Raw genomic sequence first — 23,271 nt, 5'->3', positions numbered from 1 at the left:
ATATCCTGAAATATACTTAACCAAAAAAGGCGCCTCATTCATCATGAGACGCCCTGTCAATGGTTGGTTGTGCGATTAATACCGCAAGTCTTTCTCACCCATTTTCCTGATCTTGATATTCAGTTCTTTCAGGTGCCGCTGGCTTTCTTTATCCAGGCGGGGATCTGCCTGATACCTGGCAATCAGCTGCTGCGCTTTCATAAGCGCTGCTTTCAGGGCATCACTCATGTCTGTCTGGTAATATGTATACATCTGATTCATGGCAGAGAACATCAGCTCGTTATCATCATTCGGATAAACCATATCCAGCAGTTTATTGATATAGATCTTCTGGAGGTTACGCCTGTAGAAGCTTATGCTCTTTCCTGCATACAGTTCCTTAAAGATGCTCTTGTCCATGTCCTGCAGCAGTTCCTCTACTGTATACGTGTTCGCAACCTTATCGTCGTACTGTGCAGCCAGCATGGCCGTTAAACGCATGCGGTTCAGCATACCGTTCATGGCGCTGCGGTACATATCCGTCAGGTCGATACCAAATTTGTCCGGTATTCTCTCCATCAGCGATTTCTCATTCAGCCATTCTGGGATAGTAAAGAACTCTTTATCCAGGAACGTCATCGCCTCTTTCTGACGTTTGTAGTCTACTGCTTCGTATACGGGTCCCGGTTGACTGCCGATCTTCTCGTAGTGATATTGTCCGCCGACGATCTTCATGACATGCCCTACATAGGTGGCATACTGGTTGAACAGGGTAGACAGCATCTCCCGCATATTCGTGGCATCCTTCTCCGGTTCATTCGTCCATTCACCCAGGTGCTTAATAATACGTTTCAGGTTCATGATACCATAGGTACTCGCCTTCACAGCATCGTCGCCCAGATCTTCATTCTGGCTGCGAGGATCCAGCGGCTCCATTTCATTGCCGAACCAGAGTCTCTTATTTTTCAGGCTATCCGTTACAATAGCGGTCAGCGCTTTCTGTTCCTCCCATTCATCTTTGAAGTCAGGGCGCCATTTGTAGCCCCATTCGATAGCCCATTTATCATAGTCATTGATACGGGGGAAGAGACCGGCACGGCTGATATTGTCTTCGGGCTGTGCAACGTAGTTGAAACGGGCATAGTCCATAATGGAGGGCGTATGACCATACTTTTCCACCCAGGCTTTATTACGCAGGTTCTCTACCGGCACGGTGGAGCTGGAACCAAAATTGTGCGCCAGGCCCAATGCATGACCCACTTCATGGGAAGACACGAAACGGATCAGTTCTCCCATCAGCTTATCATCCAACACCAGTTTTCTCGCGCCGGTATCTACAGCTGCACACTGTACAAAATACCATTTCTGTAAGAGTGACATTACGTTATGGTACCAGAACACATGGCTTTCCAGGATCTCTCCCGAACGGGGGTCAGTTACGCTGGGGCCCATAGCATTCGCAATAATGGAAGGGCGGTACACGATAGCAGAATGTCTGGCATCTTCCAGGCTCCAGGTGCTGTCTTCCTCTCGGGAAGGTGCTTCCCTGGCATAAATAGCGTTTTTGAAGCCGGCCCTTTCAAAGGCTACTTTCCAATCGTTTACACCCTGTATCAGGTAAGGTACCCATTTCTTAGGTGTTACAGGATCAATATAGAACACGATCGGCTTCACCGGCTCTACCAGTTCACCTCTCTTATATTTCTCCACGTCTTCCGGTTTAGGTTCCAGTCGCCAGCGGATAGCATAGGTAGCGTTGGTCACCCCTTGCGGATGCGCGTCAAAGTCCCTGTGCGAAACGGAGAAAAATCCCACGCGTTTATCCTGCAAACGTGGGCGCACCGGACTTTCCGGCAGTAATACCATGGATGAATTCAGCTCCACACTGTAATTGGAGGATGTTGGGTTCCTGCCCGCGCTGTATGTTTTAAATGCCCGTACTTCCAGGTTAGTAGTGTAAGGATGTACATACTTGATGTAGCTGCGGTCATTCTGTTGTGCGCCCATACCGGCACGGTCCTTAAATGCCTGTTTGGAGAAATACAGGATATCATTATCGCTTTCCAGGAATTCTTTCATATTCAGTACTGCTGCACTTGAATCTTCATTGTACGCTGCAATCGGGAAAACCGCCGCAATAGCCTGCAGGTTGTTCTTCTGTACACTGGCGTACATCGGCTTGGTGCTGTCGCCCGTATATTCTGTGAAAGAGATGCGGCGCAGGAAAAGCTTATTGCCCCTGCCTCTTTCAAAACGGTATACACCCTGCCCGATGTCATCGCCTACCAGTCCCCATATGCCATTACGCATGTCCACAGAGGCTTCGGCAACGCGGTTCACGATCAGGATGTCTTTACCCATCAGGGAAAACGGCACTTCGAAGAAGTACTCATCCTCTTTGGAATGCACGGTAATAAAGCCTTTGGAGGTGACCATGTCTTTGGTGATCACTTCACTGTACTTTTTCAGTTTGGGTGGTTCCGGCTTCTTGCTCGTCGTATCGGCTTTCACTTCGGCGGAAGGAGCAGCTTTATCCTTGTCTTTACCTTTTCTCTTCTGCGCCGTTACATGAAAGGACGCAGCTAACATGGCGCATGACAACAGCCATGCACTCCTGCTTGATCTTGATTTCATATGTGATTTGCTAATGTTTTTTACCTCGGATTCTGTGTGATCTCCGGATTAAATTGAATATAAGTTGTGGCTATTGGAAATACGTATCGGTTGCTGTTGGGCTCCAGCGTATAGGTCTTGCCCATGTAGGTACGTGTAACCGTCGTGGCAAAAGCCGGTTCAAGGTTCAGCCTTTTCTGATCGAACCAGCGAAGACCGGTGCCCATCAGTTCACGGCGACGTTCCTCCAACACCAGTCGTAGCGCGGCCTCCGGTGTTGCGGCCGTCAGGTCTGAATAGTCCTCTGCGGTGAAACGTTTCACGCGCAATGCATTCAACAGCGCCAAAGCATCTGCCTTCCTGCCACTACGGGCATCGCATTCTGCCCTGATCAACATCATCTCTGCCACGCTAGGTCCTGTCCAGGCGCCTGTATTCGTAAGCATGGGGCGCCAGAAGCCTCTGCCTGTGAAGGGTGACCAGCCATAGTTCGAACCGTCAGCTGTAAACAATGTATAACGAAGGTCTCCCGTAGTAAAAAGCTGTACCAGTGAAGGGTTCAGTGCATATACCTGGGTCAGCGAACGGACCTCCTTTGCCAGCATCACTTCCGGATCCTGGTAGAGGAGCGGTAAAGTAATCACATTGTCAGCATATTTCCGCAGGTCCAGCAGGGTGGATTGTCTGGCCAGCGCACTGTCTGCATATTTTGCCGCATTCGTATAATCGGACATATAAAGCGAGGCGCGCGCCAGCAAAGCATAAGCCGCGGTAGCAGAAGGTACCATGTTAATGATAGCCTGATCCGGCAATGCAGGTATCGCCGCTTCCAGGTCTGCTTTCACCTGGTCGTAGACTGCCTGTACGGAGGCTCTGGGCAAAGGTGCGTACAGGTCGGGTTTCAGCAACAACGGTACGCCGGCATCGGCAGCGGCAGTTGTTTTGTTATAGTGCTTCGCATAGCTATTCACCAACATCAGGTACGCATATGCACGATGTACCAGCGCTTCCGCACGTATGCGTTCTTTCTCTGCGGGTGTACCTCCTGCGCTGCCGGATACTCCCTCAATGACCTGGTTGCAGACATAGATCTGTTTGTAAAACCTGGACCAATCCGGGTCCTCCCCGTCCCCCACAAATGTAACAGCCCAGCTGTATACTGCTCCCAGCACCTTTAGCATATTCGCTTCAAAATTGGCGTCGCTGATACCATAGTCGTCTGACGCATAGGCCGGAAAGGAACCGGAGGGCTGGAAGTCGTTACCATTATATAACAACTGCTGATAATCGCCCGTATTCACCAAGGCCCGTCTTCCGATAGGTGTAACCTCTACATAGTCCCTGCATCCTGTATTCAGGCACAGTAACACACCACCCAGCGCGAAATATATTAACCTGTTTATGATAGACATGATCTGTAAAGATTAAAATGAAACATTGAAGTTGAAAGTATAGGTAGGAGCCGGCTTAAGGCTGCCGAAGTTGTTTTCCAACACATACATCGGGTCAATTCCCTCTTTATTCTTACGCCATATAACACCCAGGTTACTCACGGTGGCCCCTATGTTCATGGTCTTCATAAAGGGACATCTTTTAAGTATGCGTGGACCTGCTGTATAGTTCAGGGAGAGTTGTTCCAGGCGCGCATGTGAAGCACTGATCACATTGATGTCTGCATTGCTGTAGCGGTCCAGGCTTGTAAAATTGGAATGAATGATACCGGGAATATTGGTGGTGGCTTCATCGCCCGGCTTCCGCCAGCGGCGTACCAGGGCTTTTGATGTACCTGCAAATCCCGGCGCACTACCGCCCTCCGGATACAGCCCTGGCGTCACGTCCTTTTTCATCATATGATGCCCCATATAGAAGACCATTCTTGCAGAAAAGCTCAGCTGCCTGTATCTTATCAAATGCATAAAGCCTCCGAACACCGGCGGATTAAGACGCCCTTTAAACACCCGGTCTTCAGGCTTCAATATCGCTCCATCAGTAGACGTCAGGATCTTGCCGGCATTATCGTAAATGAGCGACTGCCCTTCGTTGTCCAGTCCTGCCCATCTTAATGCCGTCAGGTAATCGACCGGGTGACCTGTTACGGGCGAACCCGTTTGCATCGTACTCTCCGTCACATTGAACCTTGTGTCTGTTACCTTATTGGTGTTGTAGGCCAGGTTGAAACTGGTGGTATATCCCCAATCCCTTGTCCGGATGATATTGGCGTTAATACCCAGCTCCAAACCGTGGCTGTTCATGGACGCTGTATTATATAACAGTGAGCTCCAGCCATAGGTGGGATTAAAAGGCAAGGTGGCCAGTATGCCGGATGAATGTTTACGGTATATGTCAAATGTGATACCAAGCAAGCCATGCAGGATGTCTGCATCAAGACCTCCGTTCAGGGTAGCCGTTGTTTCCCAGCCGAGTTGCTGGTTGCCGGGAGAACCGATCGTTGCATATGCCAACCCTGTCATCGGATCGGCAGGCATAACATTCACAACAGGGAAACTGGTTCCGCCATTGGGGGCCGTACCTGCCGTACCGTAGGTTAATCGTAACATTAGTCCCGTCAACCATTTCTCTGCCGGCATGAAATGCTCCTTCCTCATATCCCATTTCAAACCTGCAGACCATAAGGGAATAGCCCTGTCACGGCGCGCTATGCCTAACATGCTGAAATCATCAAAACGCAGGCTACCCGAAAGGAAGTACTTGTCGTACAGCGAATAGTTGACGTTGGAGAAATAGGAGAGAAAACGTTGTATATCTGACATCAGTGCCCCATCGGAATACCCCAGCGTACGCGTTCCGAAAAAGAAGGTCCTGTACGGGACTGTCGGGTTCCAGGCCTGCGCAGCACCTGTATTGGGATCGTAGCCATAATGCGTCTGCCGGTACCCTTTTGACTTTGTCTCGCGGATGTCAGTACCCGCAAGGAAGTTAAGATGATGGATCAGTTTCCACTGCTTGTCTATATTCAGCTGCGCTCGCAAACCATAGTCAGTAGACCAGGTATTGGTATGCTTCGCAACAGCGCCTATGGGAATACCATAAACAAGTTTGCCGTTCTGAACAGAGGTAGCTGTATTCAACATATCTCTCGTAACATAGCTATTAAGTTCATCTATCAGCTCGATCTCCTGTGAACTGCGCTGGTACATACCCGACAACTGCAGGTCTGCCCAGGGCGTCAGGCGGGTGGTGAGGGAGGTCTGTACACGGGTGGTCTGCTTGAAATAATGGGTATTGGAATAATTCAGCTGATCGATGGTATTGTAGGTCCAGGGAAGCATGCCTAATCTCCGCAGACTATCTTCTATATTCGGTTTGAATAAAACACTGTAGTTCTTTGACTGCCCATGCTCATCTACCAGCAGATCATAAGGACGCAGGGCAAAAGTGCCGGGGTTCAATGCGGTCAACGCAGCGGCGTTCACCACACTGCTTGAATAATTGTGGTTAATACCGGTAGACAATTTCACCTTTCCATCCAACAGGTCGGTAGTCATGTTACTGTTCAGGAAATAGGAACTGGTCTTGTTTCCCCTGAACACCGGCAGATTTTTGGAATAGTTACCGGATACATAATAACTGGTATTCCTTCCGCCACCGCTTACGGACAGGTTATACTGTTGTGTCACCGCCTGTCGTAAGAGGTATTCCCTGATCTGTGACTGGTTGTTCGTACTGGCCAGTTTCTCCAGGGCTTCATCCCGCTGCTGTGGAGTGATGTCGCCACGTTTGCCCAGGAACATGTATTTCACGGCCTCACTGGGATTAGTATACCGCCAGTGTGTAAAAGGATCCTGGTAAAAATTAGCGTCAAACATCTCGCGTTCGAAGTCGATGTACTCACGGCTGTTCATCGCATTCATGTTCTTCATGTTTGCAGGTGCTGCAATGCTGAGCGTACTTGCCAGGTTAAGGGTTGTCATCTCACCCTTCCTGCCCTTCTTTGTTTCCACCACGATCACCCCGTTAGCCGCACTGGAACCCCAGATGGAGGTAGCCGCTGCATCCTTCAGGAAAGTGATACTTTCAATATCCGCAGGGTTGAACGCATTCAATACATCATAGCTGGTGCCTGCCTGGTCACCCAACAGCGGTGTATACCCCGGACGCAATGCCAGGTTCTGATCAATGGCCGGGAAACCGTCTATAATGATCAGCGGAGAGCTGGTACCAAAATTATTCACTCCTCTTATCTGGATACGGTTATTACGAATGTCGAAGCGTACACCAGGCACCTTGCCCTCCAACCGCTTCATAATATTAATATCAGGTGTTTCTTCCAGTTCTCTGGCAGTTATCTGGGAGTAAGAACCAGTTGTAGCTGCTTTTTCAATCTTCTGGAAACCGGTGCTGATCACAATCCCCTTCAAGTCCCGCTGCTGTGGTACCAGGGCGATCGTTACCTTTACATCCTTATCGGCCACTACGATCTTCTTTTGCGCCGTCAAAAAGCTCAGGTGTCTGACTTCCAGTGTATAGTTACCCGGCGGCACTGCGGCCAGATTAAAGGAGCCGTCTTCCTCTGTCATCGTACCCCTGTCTTCCGTTGGCAGCAGGCGAACAACCGCTCGCGCCACGGGCCGGCCCTTTTCGTCGGTAACAATACCCGACACCAGCGGAATTTTCATCGGCAGTACATAAGGCACTTTTTCCGGCACTACTTTCCTGGATATGATGATCGTTTTGTTTTCAATGGAGTAATCCAGCGGCTGATCATCCAGTGCTTTCCTGAGGAAAGACTCCAGCTCCAGGTTTTTTACTGTCAGGGTAACACGTTTGGTTTTTACCAGCAGCTCCTGGTCGTAAAACACGACATATCCTGTTTGCTGCTTAATGATTTTAAATACCTGCTCAAGCGATGCATCTTTACAGGTATAGGTGATGCTTTGTGAGTAGGTGTTACTGGCGCTCGCCTGCAAAATGCAGAGCAGCAGGATAATGGTTGATAATCGCATAACACGTAGCGTTTGGATCAATAACCGGTGGTCCTTCCGGACGGGCATAGGCTTCCCCTGCCGGTTACAAAAAGCTTGAAAATTCATACTTTTGTACTGGTTGTGGTTGATAAATAAATAAGCGTCCTACGAAGACTGTTTGTTTGCCGGCCATGGCTGTGGTCGTTCTACGGGGGTAGAACGACTTTTTATTTTGGCTGATGTTCCCCCTTACATTACTATTAGTCTGTTCCCGTTTTCAATCCTGCATTTTACGTCCATCCTTTCCAGTATGCGCAGCACCTGTTGCAGGGAAAGATCCCGCTGCATTTCACCGCCGAATTTCCTGGTAGGTATTTTTCCTTCATAGATGATCTCTACGTCATACCATCTGGCTAACTGCCGCAACACGGAGGGCAGGTCCATACCTTCGAAGTTGAACATACCGTTCTTCCAGGCCATTACCTGGTCAATATTCACCTGTTTACTAATTCCTAACTGTTCTTTATCTGCTATTGCCTGCTGGCCCGGATTCAGCACAACGCGCCGGAGTAATGCATCACTTCTGGTCATTATTACTTTACCTTCCAGCAACGTTGTACTGATCTGGTTTTCATCGGAATAGGCATGGATATTAAAGTGTGTGCCGAGCACCTCTACCGCTGTGCGTTCATCTATCTGTACGCGGAAAGGTCTGGCGTTTTTAGCTACTTCAAAGTAAGCCTCCCCACGCAGCATTACTACTCTTTCATTACCGTCGAAGGCTGTGGGATAACGCAGCGAGGTAGCGGCATTCAGCCATACGGCGGTACCATCCGGCAATACCACCCGGAATTGTCCGCCACGGGGAGTGCTCAGTGTATTGAAGCCGGCGGCATGTGCACCGGCACTGTATTTTAACAGCCCACCCTGTTGCTGTATAGCCGTATTGCCCTGCACCAACTGCTCTTTGCCGGTACTGTCCAGCGGCACTACTTTTCCATCCGCCAACGTCAGTAAGGCTTTGTCGGTGCCCGGTGCCCTGTCATATACAGTAGCGATAACCGTTCCCTGCCTTTGTGGCCTAATCATAAAAAACCAGGTACCTGATAACAGCAGTAGGAAAACGGCGGCAGCGGCCCACCAATAGCGGGACAAAGAAAATATTCCACGGGAGCCCTCCTGTTGCGGCAATTCATCTGTAAGGAATGAAAGATTACGGAACACCTTGTCTACCGGCTGCTGATACAGCACATAGAGCTCCCCGGCAGTTCCTTCCACCTCCACATCTGACAGCAATTCCTCCCATACGGACTTCAGCTGATCTATGTCAGCGTACTCCATTAGTCTCCGGATCTCCGTTTCCGAGCAGTCTTTTTGCAGGAATTTACCGAACAGGCTACGCAGTTCCTCCTCATGAAAAATATCTTCCATAATAGCCATTACGAACAAGCTTGAATAAATAACTACTCCGGGGAAAAAAATTATTTAAATAAAAACCAAAGCAGGAGCATTCCCGTAATGTCGGGACGGCCGGCCAGGTACTCCCGCAGGAATTGAGTAGCCTTAACTACATGATTATTAACGGTAGATGGAGAAATACCTAATAAACGGCTTACTTCATCATGACTCTTCCCCTCCAGTTTACAGAGGGTAAATACAAGTTTACGTTGCGGGGGTAAGGCATCAATGGCAGTCTGGAGCAGGAATGCATTCTCCTTTTGCTCCAGCCTTTCTTCCGTATGCGTATAATGATCAATACTGGCTTCCAGCAGGCGGTTGATCAACTGGGCGCTTCGATTGGCCTTCCGGAAAAGGTCTATGGCCAGGTTGTCTGCTATTTTGAAAAGGTAAGACCGGAATGAACGCTCCGGATCGATCAGGGCATGTTTCTGCCAGACGATAATAAACACCTCCTGCAGCAGTTCTGAAGCCAGGTCTTCGGAATGTAACAATTTCAGGAGTTTGCCGTATATCCTTGGCGCGTAATGGTAATAGATTACCTGAAAGGCATCCTTATCACCCTTCGCCATTCTTTCAAGTAATGCTGTTTCATTATCTAGGACCTCCGGCATGCGACCTCCATTCCTTCACTGTTTTGGTTGAATTTGGAGGCTAAAGTAATAAAAAATGGTACTTTGTAATAACAGAACAAAAAAGCCGTTCTCCGATGACGGGGAACGGCCTGCTATAATATTCACATCTGACAGAGGGAGCTACTGCAGTTCCGCCAGCTCTTTTACTTTTTCCAGCGCCTTAGGCCAGGTCTTCACGAAATAGTCTTTATACTCATCCACAATATCCATATCCACCACCAGCTCTGTTTGTCCATCTACATTTTTCAATGTATAATTTTCATGTGCGCCTGCCCATTTCTTCACTTCCTCGCTATGCCTGTCTTCAACACCGTTCTTTACATATCCGAGATGTTCTATCGACATGTATTCATTGGGAATATTCTCTTCTACCCTGGATATCATGCCGTCATTCTTTTCATCCAGGAACTGTATCTGACTGCCCTTTTTCCAGTCAGTTTTAGCGTATGATCCGGGAGCAAAAACCGATGTCCATGCACGATAGGAAGCGTCATCCCAGAGAACGTTCCAGACCTTTTCCCTGGGACCATTGATAGTGATCTTGAATTCATGTTTTTCCATAACAATGTGCTTTTAGTGTTTACAAATAATGGAAAGCGTTGTTACTACAACAAAGATGAAATTCTTTTCACTTGCGCAGGCGGGGCAATTACGACATTTTAAAGGGGCAAACCAGTCGCCCGGAATGCCCCTCAGTTCGCTATGGTACTTTAACTTCAATGATCTGTGAATAGTTAAACTGCTTGAAACTGTCATCTACCCTTACTCCTACTCTTGCATAAAATGTTCTGGCTGCCTTCAGGTTAGGTACTCTGATCTCATAGTTTGTTGCAGCAATATCGGCAGACCAGCTACTATTGATATCGATCTTATTGGGATCGGTATACTGACTGATGGTAGCACCGCTGCCTACGTAGTCGCTCGTATTAACGAAAGGCTTGACATCCAATATCCTGGGCAGGCCCGTCTCCACAGGTGCTGACAGTTTAAACCGCATGATCAGTGTAGTGCCTTCCAGTTCATGTGTGAACTGGGTAATGCGCAGATAGGGCGTCAACGTGAAATCGTAGGTAGTCGTTCCATTGATATCCATCTCTACACCCTGTACCGGCCAGAAAGCACCGTTGACAGGCGTAACACGATAATGCCCGCTGAACAGTTTCGTATCTTCAAAGGTACCGTCAATTTTAGCAGGTATATACTGCGGTGTAGGCGTAGCGCTCCAGCTCAGTTCTTCCAGTTTGATCTGAACGCCGCCTGTTTCCGTCAGGAAGTTCTCTTTTGAATCATTGTCAAGCAGCCTTCCTTTAAAAGCGGCATCAGGCCCATCGAAATTATCTTCCTTGGTACAGGAAGATACTGCTACAGCAGTCAGTAAGATAAACAATCCCTTTATGATCTTTTGCATGGTAGTCGTTTTAATTAGTGGTTAGGGTTATTGGGATACAGGTTCGGGTTCTTGCCCAGCTCTCCCCCTGGAATAGGTTCATAGTAAAACTTCTTCTCGAAGTTGTAGGAACGCTGGAAGGGTTCCGGCTCCCGGAGGAAGATGTACTTTTGTTCATCTGCAACATAGTATGGCATCAGGGCATGGTACTTCGTGTTATCCAGCATTTTGTCGGCTATGCGCCATCTTCTCAGGTCCCACCAGTATTGTTTTTCGAAGGCCAGCTCTTTACAGCGCTCGTTGCGTACGGTGTCTATTGTAAAAGCCCCTGTTAACAGCGGAGCGCCTGCACGGTCCCTGATATCATTGATCACATTCCGGGCATCGGCCATATTGTTCAGTTCTGCAGCCGCTTCTGCCCTGTTCAGCAGTACCTCCGCATAACGCAGGTCTATCCAGCTCTGGGTGCTCATATACAGTCCGCATTGGGATTGCGCGCGATTATAATCAATGTATTTCCGTACATAGAAACCAGTGCGGGTCAGGTCATCATTGTCAGTACTGATACCGGTAAAACCGATAATACGCATGCCGTTGAACAGGGTTTCCGTCTTACCTGCCAGGTGCCTGAATGGCCGGTTCGGAGGGTTCTGCCCTAATTCGTCAGCAGCGCTACCGCTAAAATGCTCATAGATGCCACGTTGCATATCGAATTGTTTACCTCTTAGTGTAGCACCGGGGAAATAGATGGTTGCCAGCAGGCGGGGTTCCAGTCCCTGCGCCAGCTGACTGGTATTATCGAAACGGCGGGGCGTACCGTCGGCGTTCACGATCGGCAATTGTCCGGTAAAACGCTCTACCAGCTCCAGGGTCGGATAGGCGCGGGAAAGGCCGTCCGCAGTCATGAAACGGCAGGTCATAGTAGCATCCCAGCTATGGGCAGTACCGGTGGTCAGCGAGTAATCCCTTACCAGGATATTTTCGGTACTTTCCTTGTCCAGGAAAAGGTCTGCATAATTCAGTTCCTTATCTGTCTTTTTACGGTATAAACTATAATGCCCTTCCAGCAGCTTTGCCGCATCCCATGCTTTCTGGAAGAATCCTGCCGCTGCAGCCGCCGGGATACCGGCATATCCCTGATCGCGGGCATCACCGGCTACAAAGTTCTCCGAGCCATATTTCGCGATACTACCTGCATACAGCATTGCCCTAGACTTCAGGGCAGCAGCCACATAACGGTTAGCACGCCCTCTTTCACTGACGGCCGGCATTTTATTGTAGGCGCTGTCGAGGTCATCGCCAATGAAATTCCAGACATCCACTTCCTTGTCCCGGTGTACCTGCAGCTCTTCCAGGCTTTGCTCCGGATAGTGTTGTACCTTCCTGATAATGGGAATACCACCATAGCGCTTAGCCAGCGCAAAATAGAAATAGGCCCTGCAGAAATAGGCCTCGCCCAACCAGGCATCGATCTGCTCCTGCGAGAAACCTGTACTGAAAACGGGCAGGTTCTCGATAAAGTAATTGACCGTGCGGATATCGCCATAAGGCCAGTAGCCAAAGCCACCGGCCCCGTCGTAGGTACTGCCATAAGGCCCGACCAGTTCCCCGCAAAGAGCACCGGGATGATAAAAGTGTTCCCATTGGCGGTTAAACCCGGAACCTTCCTGGCGATAGTAAAAATCTTCTATGGGCAGGGCGCGGTATATCGTGGCCAGATAACCTTTTATCCCCGCTTCTGTAGCGAAAACGTCCTTGTCCTGGATCACATTCAGCGGATCGATGTCCAGGTCTTTACAGGATGGCTGTAACAATACCGCCAGTATAGTGATGATGCTTATATATAGCTTGTGCTTCATGTTGTTGCAGTTTAAAAAGTGATACTGGCGCCTACACTGAATGTTCTGTTCATAGGATACTTATATCCACCCTGGGAATAGTTCCAGTCCGCCCCATTGGCTACACTGCCGGGATGTTCGGGATCACTGTTCTTCAGCCCCGTAAAAGTGGCCAGGTTATAACTGTTGACATAGGCCCTGCAATTGCTGACACCGATATGGCTAAGCAGTTTCCGGGGAATCGTATATCCTATTTCGAGGCTTTTAATCCTCAGGTAAGTGGCGTCCTGCACAGCTTTGGTACCTTCTGCCACCGGTGAGCCCATGGCAGGATATTTACCGGGTATCCACACGGTATTCGGGTCAAATACATCTGCATTGGGATCAGCCGTATGCCACCTGTCCAGGAACTGTGTGAGCGCACTACGGCCATACATCAGGGGCTCTGCCATCTGCTCGGCATACTGCACATAGAAATCGGTAGCCCCCTGCAACAGCATGTTAAAATCAAAGCCCTTCCATGCCGCGCCAAGGGTCATTCCGAAATTGATCAGCGGCAGGTCCCTGACAGCGATCGGCGATTCGTCCTTACCATCTATTACGCCATCATTATTCCAGTCCTGGTAGTAGTAATCGCCCGGGACAATGTTCTGGTTACCACCGCCGGTATTCACGTTGTAATGGTAGATCTGGTCGTAGGAAGTAAATTGCCCGCCATATTGTTTTCCCCACCAGATATTGGTGTAGCGGTTCTGCTGGGAGTTCTTCCAGTTCTCATAAGAGTTGCCGGCGCGGGTCTGCTGTACCTCACGCAGCATGGTCCGTGTAGAAGATACGTTCGCGCTGATATGATAGCTGAAATCGCCGATGGTATTACGATGTGTCAGTACCACTTCAATACCCCTGGTCCGGTCGCTGTTCAGGTTCTCCTGTGGCAGGTTGGTGCCTACAGTGCCAGGCAGCGTGGTGGTCCTGGTAGCCAGCAGGCCGTCCCTGTTCCGGATGAAATAATCCACCGAGCCACCGATCATTCCCTTTAAGAGGTCAAAGTCGATACCCAAATTGAGTGTTTTGGCGGTATACCAGGTCAGGTCTGGATTCACTACACCCCGCGAGGCCATCCCGTTCACATAATTGCCTCCGAAGAAATAACCGGGGGCAGGATAGTTATACCCGGATATATACTGGAAGCCGGTAGCGCCGTCGTCGCCGGTCTTACCATAAGACCCGCGCAGTTTCAGGTTGCTCAGGATATTGGGAGACACTAATCCCTGGAAGAAATGTTCCTCTGTCAATCGCCAGCCAGCCGATATTGCCGGGAAAAAGCCCCATTGCGCCCCTGGTTTGAACTTACTGGATCCGTCGTACCTAAAGCTGAAATCAAGCAGGTATTTGCCCTTAAAATCGTAATTCACTTTACCTACGATACCCTTATTCACCGTCTCCCATAAACCATTGCCATCCATGCTACCCAACTGGTTATTGGCGTCACCGGCAAACAGGTATGGCAGTCCAAGGGAGAATTCCCGTTGTGCATAAAAATTATCGGCCGTAGCATGACTTTCTTCGTACAGTAACAGACCGGTCACATTATGCCTGCCACCGAATTTCCGTGTATAGTTCAGTGATAACTGGTAAAGTGTAGATGTATTATTGCCATAAGTGCGGTTAACGGTGGATGGAGCATTGACCATTGTCCCGATATATTTATCATTCTGCCGGTCGTATTCGAAGAGCATATAGGACTTCTTCACCATGGTATTGTCCACGATATTAAAGCCGTAGTTATACATTCCCCTGGCCATCAGTCCTTCAATGGCGGGTATATCGTATTCCAGGGCCAGTTGCCCCTGGAAGTTCCTGTTCTTAAATGCCTGTTTGCCCACATAGTCAGCGTCCGTCATGATCACCGGATTGGCGTTGTCGGGCATCACATGCGGATACCGGGGATTATTGTTCGCATAGATCTGGTCGGTCGGCAGTTGGTTCCAGGTATATTTGAACATCTCCCAAATACCTCTGCCCCCCGGCTGATTTTTGGTATCGGTATAACCGGATAGCAGCAACTGTGCCCGCAGCCGGTCTGTGATCTTAGCATTGATATTGGAGCGGAAGTTCCAGCGGTCATAGTTCATATCTCCGCTGCGGAACAGACCATCCTGGTTGAAATAGCCCAGGTTAAAGAAGTAATTGGCTTTGTCATTGCCACCGTTTACGCTCAGGGTATGTTGTATTTCGGGCGCAAACTCCTTCATGGTAGCGCCTACCCAGTCGGACGATTTTAATGTACCATTCCGGTACAGTTCCATATCGGCGTCTGAGAAAGAAGGCGGCATCTGGTTATAGAAGTTATTGCCAAAGTCGCGTTTCTGTTTCTCGTTCTTGAGCATCATATACTGTAGCGCATCCACTCCCTGCGACACATTCAGGAACTGCTGCCAGCTCTGGTTCACCGCATAGGTAATGTCAAACTTACCCGTCTGGCTGCGAGTACCTTTTTTGCTGGTCACCAGTATCACCCCGTTGGCTGCACGCACACCATAAACGGCGGCAGAAGCATCCTTCAGGATAGAAATACTCTCAATCTCATTCGGGTCCATCCTGGACAGGTCGCCGCTGCTCCGCGGCACCCCGTCAATGACCACCAGGGGATTGCCCATCCCGCGGATGTCGAACACATTGTCATAAGCCCCCGGCTCACTGCTTTTCTGCACTACGCGCAGGCCTGGCAGTTTCCCGGTCATCATATTGATGACATTTTCGTTTTTTGTCACCACCAGTTCACTGGCCCTGATCACCGAAACGGCGCCGGTCACCGTTGCCTTTCGCTGGGTGCCATACCCCGTCACGATCACCTGGTTAAGGCCGGCCGTAGTAGATGGCAGGCGAACCAATACGTTCCCCGGGCCATTATAGGGAATTCGCAGTTCCCGGTAGCCGACGAGGCGTACGTATAGAGATACCGGCGAACCATCCGGCACCCTGACGGCAAAACGGCCTTCCCTGTCGGAAATAGCGCCCGATTGCGTGCCGGCAATACCGATAGTTACTCCTTCCAATACATTTCCATTGGCCGAATCGACCACCTGCCCTGTGATGGTCCTGGCCGTTCCGGCACTATCCCTCTTTTGCGCTGTGCCCTTTTCACCCCCCGAAAGGATGATGGCCCCAATAAACAGCAATTGTAACAACAAGGACTTTCCGCCCCTGTTCTTCATAACATGGACGCATGCGTCATACGTGGATCTTTTCATATTTGCAAGCTTTGCTTTTAATAAGGAGGTCTGTAGATCTCTGATTTCATAACAGGAATAAACTCTTTATGCGATTCAAATACTTTTAATGCTGATCCGGGGATACAGAGACATGACATAGATGATTAAGGTTCCCCCTCAAAGAGAACTGGTAATCAGACCGTAGCAACCGGGTGTAATTAACTATCCGGAAGATTAAAAAAGGCTTAACAAAAGGGTTAACGGGGGTATTAACGGGTAATTTTCATTAAAAAAAGCTCCGGTTAGAGACAAAATAAACAACAAAATACAATACAACCCCGATAGGGGTTGCTGTGTTTGTAGCCCGGGGTGACACCCCCGGGAACGGGTGGCAACCCCGGGAACGGACGACAAACGGCGATTAGGCGCAACCCGTAACCGGGTATTAACAACGGGAATAAACAACAAATACAATACAACCCCGATAGGGGTTGCTGTGTTTGTAGCCCGGGGTGACACCCCCGGGAACGGGTGGCAACCCCGGGAACGGACGACAAACGGCGATTAGGCGCAACCCGTAACCGGGTATTAACAACGGGAATAAACAACAAATACAATACAACCCCGATAGGGGTTGCTGTGTTTGTAGCCCGGTGGAGATTCGGTACAGATTCGATGGAACCTCCTACCTACCGGCTCTCTGCTATAGCATTTTAGGCACTGTTCTATAGCGAACGCTATAGAATAGTAGGTGAAATGTAGGACTGTAGTGCTTATAGGTAGGAATCGGCAGGACAGTCACACCGAATACCAAGCGAATACCAGGTGGGACCAGAGACTACCTGATCAGGTCATTAAACGACTTGTAAAACTCCTCCCCGTAAATGTCCCTATAGTCTTTTACGAACTTTTCGTAGGTGTTATTCGCCAATGAATGGCGTTTCAACTGTATGAGGCTCTTACATTTATACTCGAGCGCCTCTTCGTTCAGGCGGTCAAATAGAAAGACGGCATTCGTTATTCTTATCACAAATTCCGGGTCGTCTCCGGCATGGTTATCTTCTTTCAGGTATCCCAGGCTGAGGTCAATAACGGCATTGCTCACTTCGGCCTTGATGTCATCCAGCCAGTCATATTCCGTCTTGGCCAGGAAGGCCCCCGTTTCTACCACTTTCAGCAGATCGGCCATAAAGGACCGGTCTGCCGGCGCCTTTCTTTTAGTCAGGCCAACAAAGTGTTCATAATCAAGATAAAACCGGTCTTCGGTGTATTGAAACTGCCAGTATACCGACTTCTTATTGACCATGCAATTCCCGATCCGTTCCAGGATGGTTTTCAGTTTGGCCAGGTTGACCGATCTGTTATTCTTGGCGTCTTTGGCCGATTTACCATTCCAGAGTATCTCATTCAGTTCATCGGCGGTAATGCCCTGCCCGGTCCTCACGGTGTAGATCAGGATCAGAAGCAGGAGCTCTTTCATCAAGGGAGTGAACAGTCCTGTCAACTCTTCCCCCTCCGCATTAAATGCCTGGAAAGGGCCGAAAAGGCGTATGCTGGACCTGGGCCTTTCGGGTTGCTCCTCTATCACAATCTGCTCCTCTACCTCCGGTTGAATGACAAAGCTTTCGGAGGAAGGCAGCGCCCCGGCCGGTGGTTCTTTGATGGCAGGCCGCTCTGCCGGAGATGCTATTCCGGCCTGTTTACCCTCATCGGCAGCGTCAGCATCCTGCTTCCTTTTTACATTCAGCCTGCTGCGTCTCCACCATAAAGCGCCTATGGCAGCCGGCAAAAACAGGAGTATGAAAATGAGCCATTTACCAGGAAATCCTGTTCCCCTGGTGATCGTCTCTTCCTGAGCATCAAGGTCCAGCGGTGGGAAATCGATGGTATAGACATTCACAGTCGTTTTCCGCTGCCGTAGTTCCTGGTCATCGTACAACAAGGTCACCGCAATCAGCTTACCAACGCCGGGAGCATAATAGAGGTCCGCAAATGACTGCACATCATAAAAAGAATAAGGGATAGGTGTACCTGTCAGCTTGTATACCGGCTTATCAAGTGAGCCGTGTATCAGCTGAAGGCGGGAATTAAAACTATCTTTTGAAAATACCAGCCCGTAATATTGTCGTCTTTTAGCATCGATCACCAGGCTATTGGCAAAAGTGAAACTGCCATACACCGAGTCCAGGCTAAAGCGTTTGCTGAAGGTCCGGCTACGTACATCAAAAGCAAAGAGGTCATAATATCCGCGGGGGTCCAGCATCTGATCGCCTGTCATGCTACCGTAGCCGCCGATAATGAAAGCCGTATCGCCGGTATTGTTCATTCCTAAACCTGCCAGGTAACGCGGCGGGAAAAAGCTGCCGCCTGTAGACAATATCTGCCATTGACCGCTGCGGGGTTGATATCGCTGTACCTGGTTCTTATATTTCAGTTGCCCATATCCGCCGATGATGTACAAGGCGGAATCCAGGGGAGAAATGAATTTATTGGCATGCCAGAATTCCGTCAGTATCGTGTCGGGAAAAGTAGTGGTCCACTGCGGATGTTCCGGGCTATACACAGCCACTTTCCGATGATCAATATAAACATTATACAACTGGCTGCTGAGCGTATCATAAATACCCTGGCATCCTACCAGGATGTTCTGCTGCGGCGCCGCGACTGCGGTTCTCGCATGCTGTTGCTGACGCAGATTGTAAGTGATAACAGAATCGATGCCGGTGATCAGCAACTGTTCGTTCCGCTGATCAAATGCGACTACGGCATTCCCGTTCACCTGGAAAGAACCGATCGTTTTCCAGTACTGATGTCCTGGTTTCAGCCATACACCATTCTTGACCTTTGCGGGCTCCCGCCGGATATCGTCATAACAGAGCGTATCAGTTACTTCGGCCAGCGGCCAGTGACAGGTCAGCTCGTCGTCATGAAAGATCCGGATATCTTTGATACGCATGGGCGGAATATCCCTGGTATGAAATCTTTCATCATCATTTGCTCCATAGAGGAATTTAAAACAGTTCCCTTTGAATGAGAAGGCGCGGCTGCCAACGTTTTTATTGTTTACTGCGAATGAGATCTGCTGCTTTTTCAGATCCATCGTAACGGACACATGATTCCATTCATTGTACAATTTGTAGGCATCGCAGGAGAAAGAGATATTGAAAAAATGCTGACCGGAAATAACCCGGAAAAGGGAAGTCTTCTGATCGTAGATCAGGTCAATATTCTGATTGTCATTAACAATACGAAGTATGTAACCGAAATAGATATGATTGTAGGATACAAAGTTCAGATCAAATTCGAGACGTACAGTACCGGAAAAACAGAGCGGTTCAGCACCGGCAATTTCAAACGCGGTCCTTTTCTCGGCAAGGGCCTCATGTCCATTAAACGCCAGGCCATAGGATAAATAAGATTGTGCCTGTCCTATGGTATTTAAAATGAGTAACAAAACTAGAGTAAGGAACGATCGATACATACTTAAGCAAAAAACAATATTAAGTTGTATTGCGCAATCTTACAGTTATTTTTTTACTCTTTTGCTTAATAGACAACAAGTACGGCGCCCTTCGCCTGAACAGGCTGCCCCAGGATGTCAATCCCCTGTATCATCCATACGTAACCACCCGCTTCTACCTTCTTACCGCGGAAAGTACCATCCCATCCGGCATCAATATTTTTGGTAGTGAACACCACATTTCCCCAGCGGTCAATGACGGAAAAAACATTGTAGGAAGCCACGCCATATCCTTTAGGCTTGAATATATCGTTGTGCCCATCGCCATTTGGAGAAAAAGCTGTTGGCGCTACTACCTTGATAGCATCTATCACATGCACCTTCAGCATGGTGGTTGGACTTACACAATCCCCAAACTGGTAATTCATGCCGAATGTCGTCGTTTCCGTAATACCATCGATCCGGAACAGGCCTGTATCATTGCTTGCAGACCATTCGGTACCGGGTTTGAACAATGTGTAGATACCAATGCGCTTATCGTTCACTTTGATCTCGGCCGTCATTCCTTTCATGATGGTCACATCTTTGGCAGCAGGGGCCAGCAACAGGATGTCTACCGCCAATACAGGGAAAGGGCGACTATAGACGATACATCCATAACCATCGGTAACCTGCAGGGTATAATCGCCTCCCGGCAAGCCATCCGCTCTCACGGAAGAGGACACGACTGCACTGTCTTCGTTCAGCCATGCATAGCTTATCGGCTGTTTGCCTGCTACGCTGATACCGGTGATCACACCAGATGTAGTGTTGCACACATCATCTATCACATAAGCTGATTTATCATCTATCACCGGCAGATCCGGCGTTTTCAGGTTGACAGTGGTAACCAGCTGTTCACATTGCTCGATATCTGTGATATACAGCCTGTAATTGCCATCACCGACATTTGTAAGGTCTTTATTCTGACTGATCAGCGCGCCTGTCTGGTCGAACCATTTGTAAGTGGCAGGCGTTCCGCCGACAACAACAAGACCGGTTATACTACCGTTCTGCTGGTTGCAGACGGGGTTTTGTGTATTGATCTGCGCAACGTTCATCGGCAGCGGCTTGTGCTTTGGAACAGTGAAAGTAGCAGTTGCACTACATCCTATGGTATTACTGATCTGTAAGGTATAAGTACCCGCCGGCATATTGGTCAGATCCAGGCTGCTGCCTACCGTCACGTTATTCTGATCTACCCAGCGTACGGTCTCCGCATTGGTAGCCTGCAGGCCGGTCACGCCTCCGTCATCGGCAGCGCAGGAAGCCTCTTTGATCGTTACATTGCCCTGGTTGATGGCGATCAGACCAGGTGCTGTTATGGTAAAAGGTGCTGAAGGGGAAGCAGGGCAATTAGATTCATCTGTAAACGACAAGGTGTATACACCTGCCGGCCTGTTGAGCAGGTCGGGAGCATTTCCTACTACCTGCTGAGCAGCGTCTTTCCAGGTATATGTAATCACCCCGGTGCCGGTCACTTTCAATCCGGTGATGCTACCATTGGGCAAACTACAGATCGCATCTTTTACTATGGCTCCGCTGAGATCCAGTACCGGAGCAGTAACTCCTTTTATCACAAAAGGTCCGCCAGTAGCCGTGCATCCGTTCACGGTATCGGTAATGGTCAATGTATAACTGTCCGGCGCCAGGTTGCTCAGGGCAGGTCCTGCACCGACTACCACGTTGGCGGCATTACGCCATGCGAACTTCAGATTGATTCCCTGTATCTGCAATCCGCTGATGCGTCCATTGTTTGCGCCGCAGGTGGCTGGCACTATCGTTGTTGTTGCAGTTGTTGTTACAAGCGGCGTCTGATCTTTTACTTCAAAAAAGGGAGAATATACGACACACTCTGGCTTGTTGCATCCGCCACCGTACATCACCAGCCTGTATTTACCGGCAGGTACATTGGCGAGTGAAGTATCTGTCCCTACTGTATTGCCTGCATCGTCCTCCCAATGGAAAGGCGTAGCATTATAAAGTAATTTGTTTTTGATACTACCGGTAGTTTTGCCGCAGGCAGTATGGACAATATTCGCATCAATATCATTGGCCCATACAGGATTACTATAATCAGAGGTAGCACCTGCCGCATCGGTAGCAGATAGAATCACACCATCCCTGCCTTTCAGGGCATATGTCCATTTACCATCCGCGCCGGCAAAGAAAGTCTCTATATAGTTACGGCCATCACACTTCTGCCCTGCGCTACATCTGTAGGGTACGAAAGCCTCCATTTTTGCATTAGGTGTAGCGATCCCGCTTAAAGTACTGGCAGTACAGGCCGTGACATGCACAAAGGGTACCGCCCTCCCATCCGCAGGATTCCAGTTGGCCAGCTGAATGCTGTTTGCAGGCGTTGCATTCAGGGAAGTAGCATTGTTACAGAACATCTCGTTCTGGGAGACCGTCACACGATAAGAACTGATCACACTGACAGGTGCGTCATAACAACCGGCGATGATATTCTTATCTGACAAGGATCCGCCTATCATACCCTGGTTACAGTCCCTGATCAGTATACCGGAAGAGCGCTGTCCCAATACACTCTGGCCCGTTACTTCTGTTCCTATCTTATTGCGTAGTATTCTAAAAGTGCCCGTCTGTAAACCAAATAAACCAATACCCTGAATACTGACACCAGCTACCTGGTTGTCGGTGATCAATACAGTTCCGCTGGTGTTGCCATAGACGCCCAGCAGCTCTCCTGTGAAAATATTAAAGGGCATGGTACCGGTCCCATTTATATCAGTACCGATCTTATTAAAAGAGGCTACAACATCACCACCTGCGATATTCAGTCCGATGCCATAATAATTCCCCATGATCACATTTCCCAGGCCAGGCAGATTACCACCCAGTGTCACACCGTTCAGATGAGTAAGCAGGATAGGCTGATAAGTGGACAACTGAGCAGTTGCCGTCATACCATCTTCTTCATAACCAATGATATTGCTTTGTATTACCAGGTTGCTGATAGTCTTCGGATTGAAGTTCCCTGAATCGCCAAAGATGCCGTATTTATAACCGTTGATAATATTTCCTTTCCCTGATGCGCCAATGATGATATCCGAACAGGTACCTGTCAGTTCAATACCATGCCCTTCTATGGCGGCATTCAGTGTATTCTTGATGGCTAATGCATATATCTCTACCTGCTGTGCATTATCCACCCGCAGGGCATAATAAGATGCCGGCGTACCGGTTACCTGGCGGTACAGGATCACCCTGGCCCCGCTGGCGCCTAATAAGGGGGCAGCCTGTGTGGAAGCATCAACAGCAATATTGCCGGTTAGCCCTGGCAGATCAGTAAGGAGCGTGATCGTTACATCGCCGGGCAGTGAGCCGGGCAAATTAAAATAGATATAGTCTTTTACGGCAGTACCGTTACTATTCGCTTTAGTGATTGCATCTCTTAAGGTTCCTGGTCCGCTGTCCGCATTCGAAGTGACGATGAATGTGGCGGCCTTTGTTGGAGTAAGAACACAAAAACAAGATATGGTAATTAGCAGGAGTAATACACCTGTTGTAGGTTTCATGTTAATCGATATTCGGGATATATAGGCAATACCTTTTTATACTACCTGCCCGAAAAATACATATATTTATTTGGAATATAATACAGAAAGCGGGTTCTGCAGATAAAATAACATTAAATACCCCCTGACAAGGCCCAACAGGCCTCATATTATAACACAAACGTGCTACTTACCAAACCA

Annotated in this window: 11 protein-coding genes; all 11 read right to left on the bottom strand. The window is 49.0% G+C overall.

Annotation, left to right across the window (positions count from 1 at the left end):
- Positions 1–75: 75 nt before the first annotated feature.
- A complete protein-coding gene (locus MYF79_RS17345; RefSeq protein WP_247808913.1) occupies positions 76–2,613 on the bottom strand; it encodes a zinc-dependent metalloprotease in 2,538 nt (845 codons plus the stop codon).
- Positions 2,614–2,633: 20 nt separating this feature from the next.
- Complete coding sequence (locus MYF79_RS17340; RefSeq protein ID WP_247808912.1) at positions 2,634–4,004, bottom strand: RagB/SusD family nutrient uptake outer membrane protein; 1,371 nt, start codon at positions 4,002–4,004, stop codon at positions 2,634–2,636.
- A gap of 12 nt (positions 4,005–4,016) precedes the next feature.
- Positions 4,017–7,556, bottom strand: a complete 3,540-nt coding sequence (locus tag MYF79_RS17335) for a SusC/RagA family TonB-linked outer membrane protein (RefSeq protein ID WP_247808911.1) — start codon at positions 7,554–7,556, stop codon at positions 4,017–4,019.
- 210 nt (positions 7,557–7,766) lie between these two features.
- A complete protein-coding gene (locus MYF79_RS17330; RefSeq protein WP_247808910.1) occupies positions 7,767–8,948 on the bottom strand; it encodes a FecR family protein in 1,182 nt (393 codons plus the stop codon).
- A 50-nt stretch (positions 8,949–8,998) separates the two neighbouring features.
- A complete protein-coding gene (locus MYF79_RS17325; RefSeq protein ID WP_247808909.1) occupies positions 8,999–9,589 on the bottom strand; it encodes an RNA polymerase sigma factor in 591 nt (196 codons plus the stop codon).
- Between the two features lie 141 nt (positions 9,590–9,730).
- Positions 9,731–10,171, bottom strand: coding sequence for an SRPBCC family protein (locus tag MYF79_RS17320; protein ID WP_247808908.1), 441 nt, complete (start codon positions 10,169–10,171; stop codon positions 9,731–9,733).
- A 139-nt stretch (positions 10,172–10,310) separates the two neighbouring features.
- Positions 10,311–11,018 carry a DUF3823 domain-containing protein gene (locus MYF79_RS17315; RefSeq protein WP_247808907.1) on the bottom strand — a complete coding sequence of 236 codons (708 nt, stop codon included), beginning with the start codon at positions 11,016–11,018 and terminating at the stop codon, positions 10,311–10,313.
- Between the two features lie 14 nt (positions 11,019–11,032).
- Positions 11,033–12,856, bottom strand: a complete 1,824-nt coding sequence (locus MYF79_RS17310; protein ID WP_247808906.1) for a RagB/SusD family nutrient uptake outer membrane protein — start codon at positions 12,854–12,856, stop codon at positions 11,033–11,035.
- Positions 12,857–12,867: 11 nt separating this feature from the next.
- Positions 12,868–16,089, bottom strand: a complete 3,222-nt coding sequence (locus MYF79_RS17305; protein WP_247808905.1) for a SusC/RagA family TonB-linked outer membrane protein — start codon at positions 16,087–16,089, stop codon at positions 12,868–12,870.
- Positions 16,090–16,888: 799 nt separating this feature from the next.
- The gene (locus tag MYF79_RS17300; protein WP_247808904.1) at positions 16,889–19,504 is read right to left on the bottom strand and encodes a hypothetical protein; all 2,616 of its coding nucleotides are present in this window, start codon (positions 19,502–19,504) and stop codon (positions 16,889–16,891) included.
- Between the two features lie 92 nt (positions 19,505–19,596).
- On the bottom strand, positions 19,597–23,091 hold the full coding sequence (locus MYF79_RS17295; protein WP_247808903.1) for a gliding motility-associated C-terminal domain-containing protein: 3,495 nt from the start codon (positions 23,089–23,091) through the stop codon (positions 19,597–19,599).
- Positions 23,092–23,271: the final 180 nt, after the last annotated feature.

It is taken from the genome of Chitinophaga filiformis (assembly GCF_023100805.1).
Lineage (GTDB): Bacteria > Bacteroidota > Bacteroidia > Chitinophagales > Chitinophagaceae > Chitinophaga > Chitinophaga filiformis_B.
The sequence above is the reverse complement of the archived record's forward strand: the minus strand, read 5'-3'. Positions and strand labels throughout refer to the sequence as shown.

Bases quoted from the DNA above. Each gene is read 5' to 3' on its own strand.
- MYF79_RS17345 (WP_247808913.1), bottom strand. From the start codon at position 2,613: ATGAAATCAAGATCAAGCAGGAGTGCATGGCTGTTGTCATGCGCCATG.
- MYF79_RS17340 (WP_247808912.1), bottom strand. From the start codon at position 4,004: ATGTCTATCATAAACAGGTTAATATATTTCGCGCTGGGTGGTGTGTTA.
- MYF79_RS17335 (WP_247808911.1), bottom strand. From the start codon at position 7,556: ATGCGATTATCAACCATTATCCTGCTGCTCTGCATTTTGCAGGCGAGC.
- MYF79_RS17330 (WP_247808910.1), bottom strand. From the start codon at position 8,948: ATGGAAGATATTTTTCATGAGGAGGAACTGCGTAGCCTGTTCGGTAAA.
- MYF79_RS17325 (WP_247808909.1), bottom strand. From the start codon at position 9,589: ATGCCGGAGGTCCTAGATAATGAAACAGCATTACTTGAAAGAATGGCG.
- MYF79_RS17320 (WP_247808908.1), bottom strand. From the start codon at position 10,171: ATGGAAAAACATGAATTCAAGATCACTATCAATGGTCCCAGGGAAAAG.
- MYF79_RS17315 (WP_247808907.1), bottom strand. From the start codon at position 11,018: ATGCAAAAGATCATAAAGGGATTGTTTATCTTACTGACTGCTGTAGCA.
- MYF79_RS17310 (WP_247808906.1), bottom strand. From the start codon at position 12,856: ATGAAGCACAAGCTATATATAAGCATCATCACTATACTGGCGGTATTG.
- MYF79_RS17305 (WP_247808905.1), bottom strand. From the start codon at position 16,089: ATGAAAAGATCCACGTATGACGCATGCGTCCATGTTATGAAGAACAGG.
- MYF79_RS17295 (WP_247808903.1), bottom strand. From the start codon at position 23,091: ATGAAACCTACAACAGGTGTATTACTCCTGCTAATTACCATATCTTGT.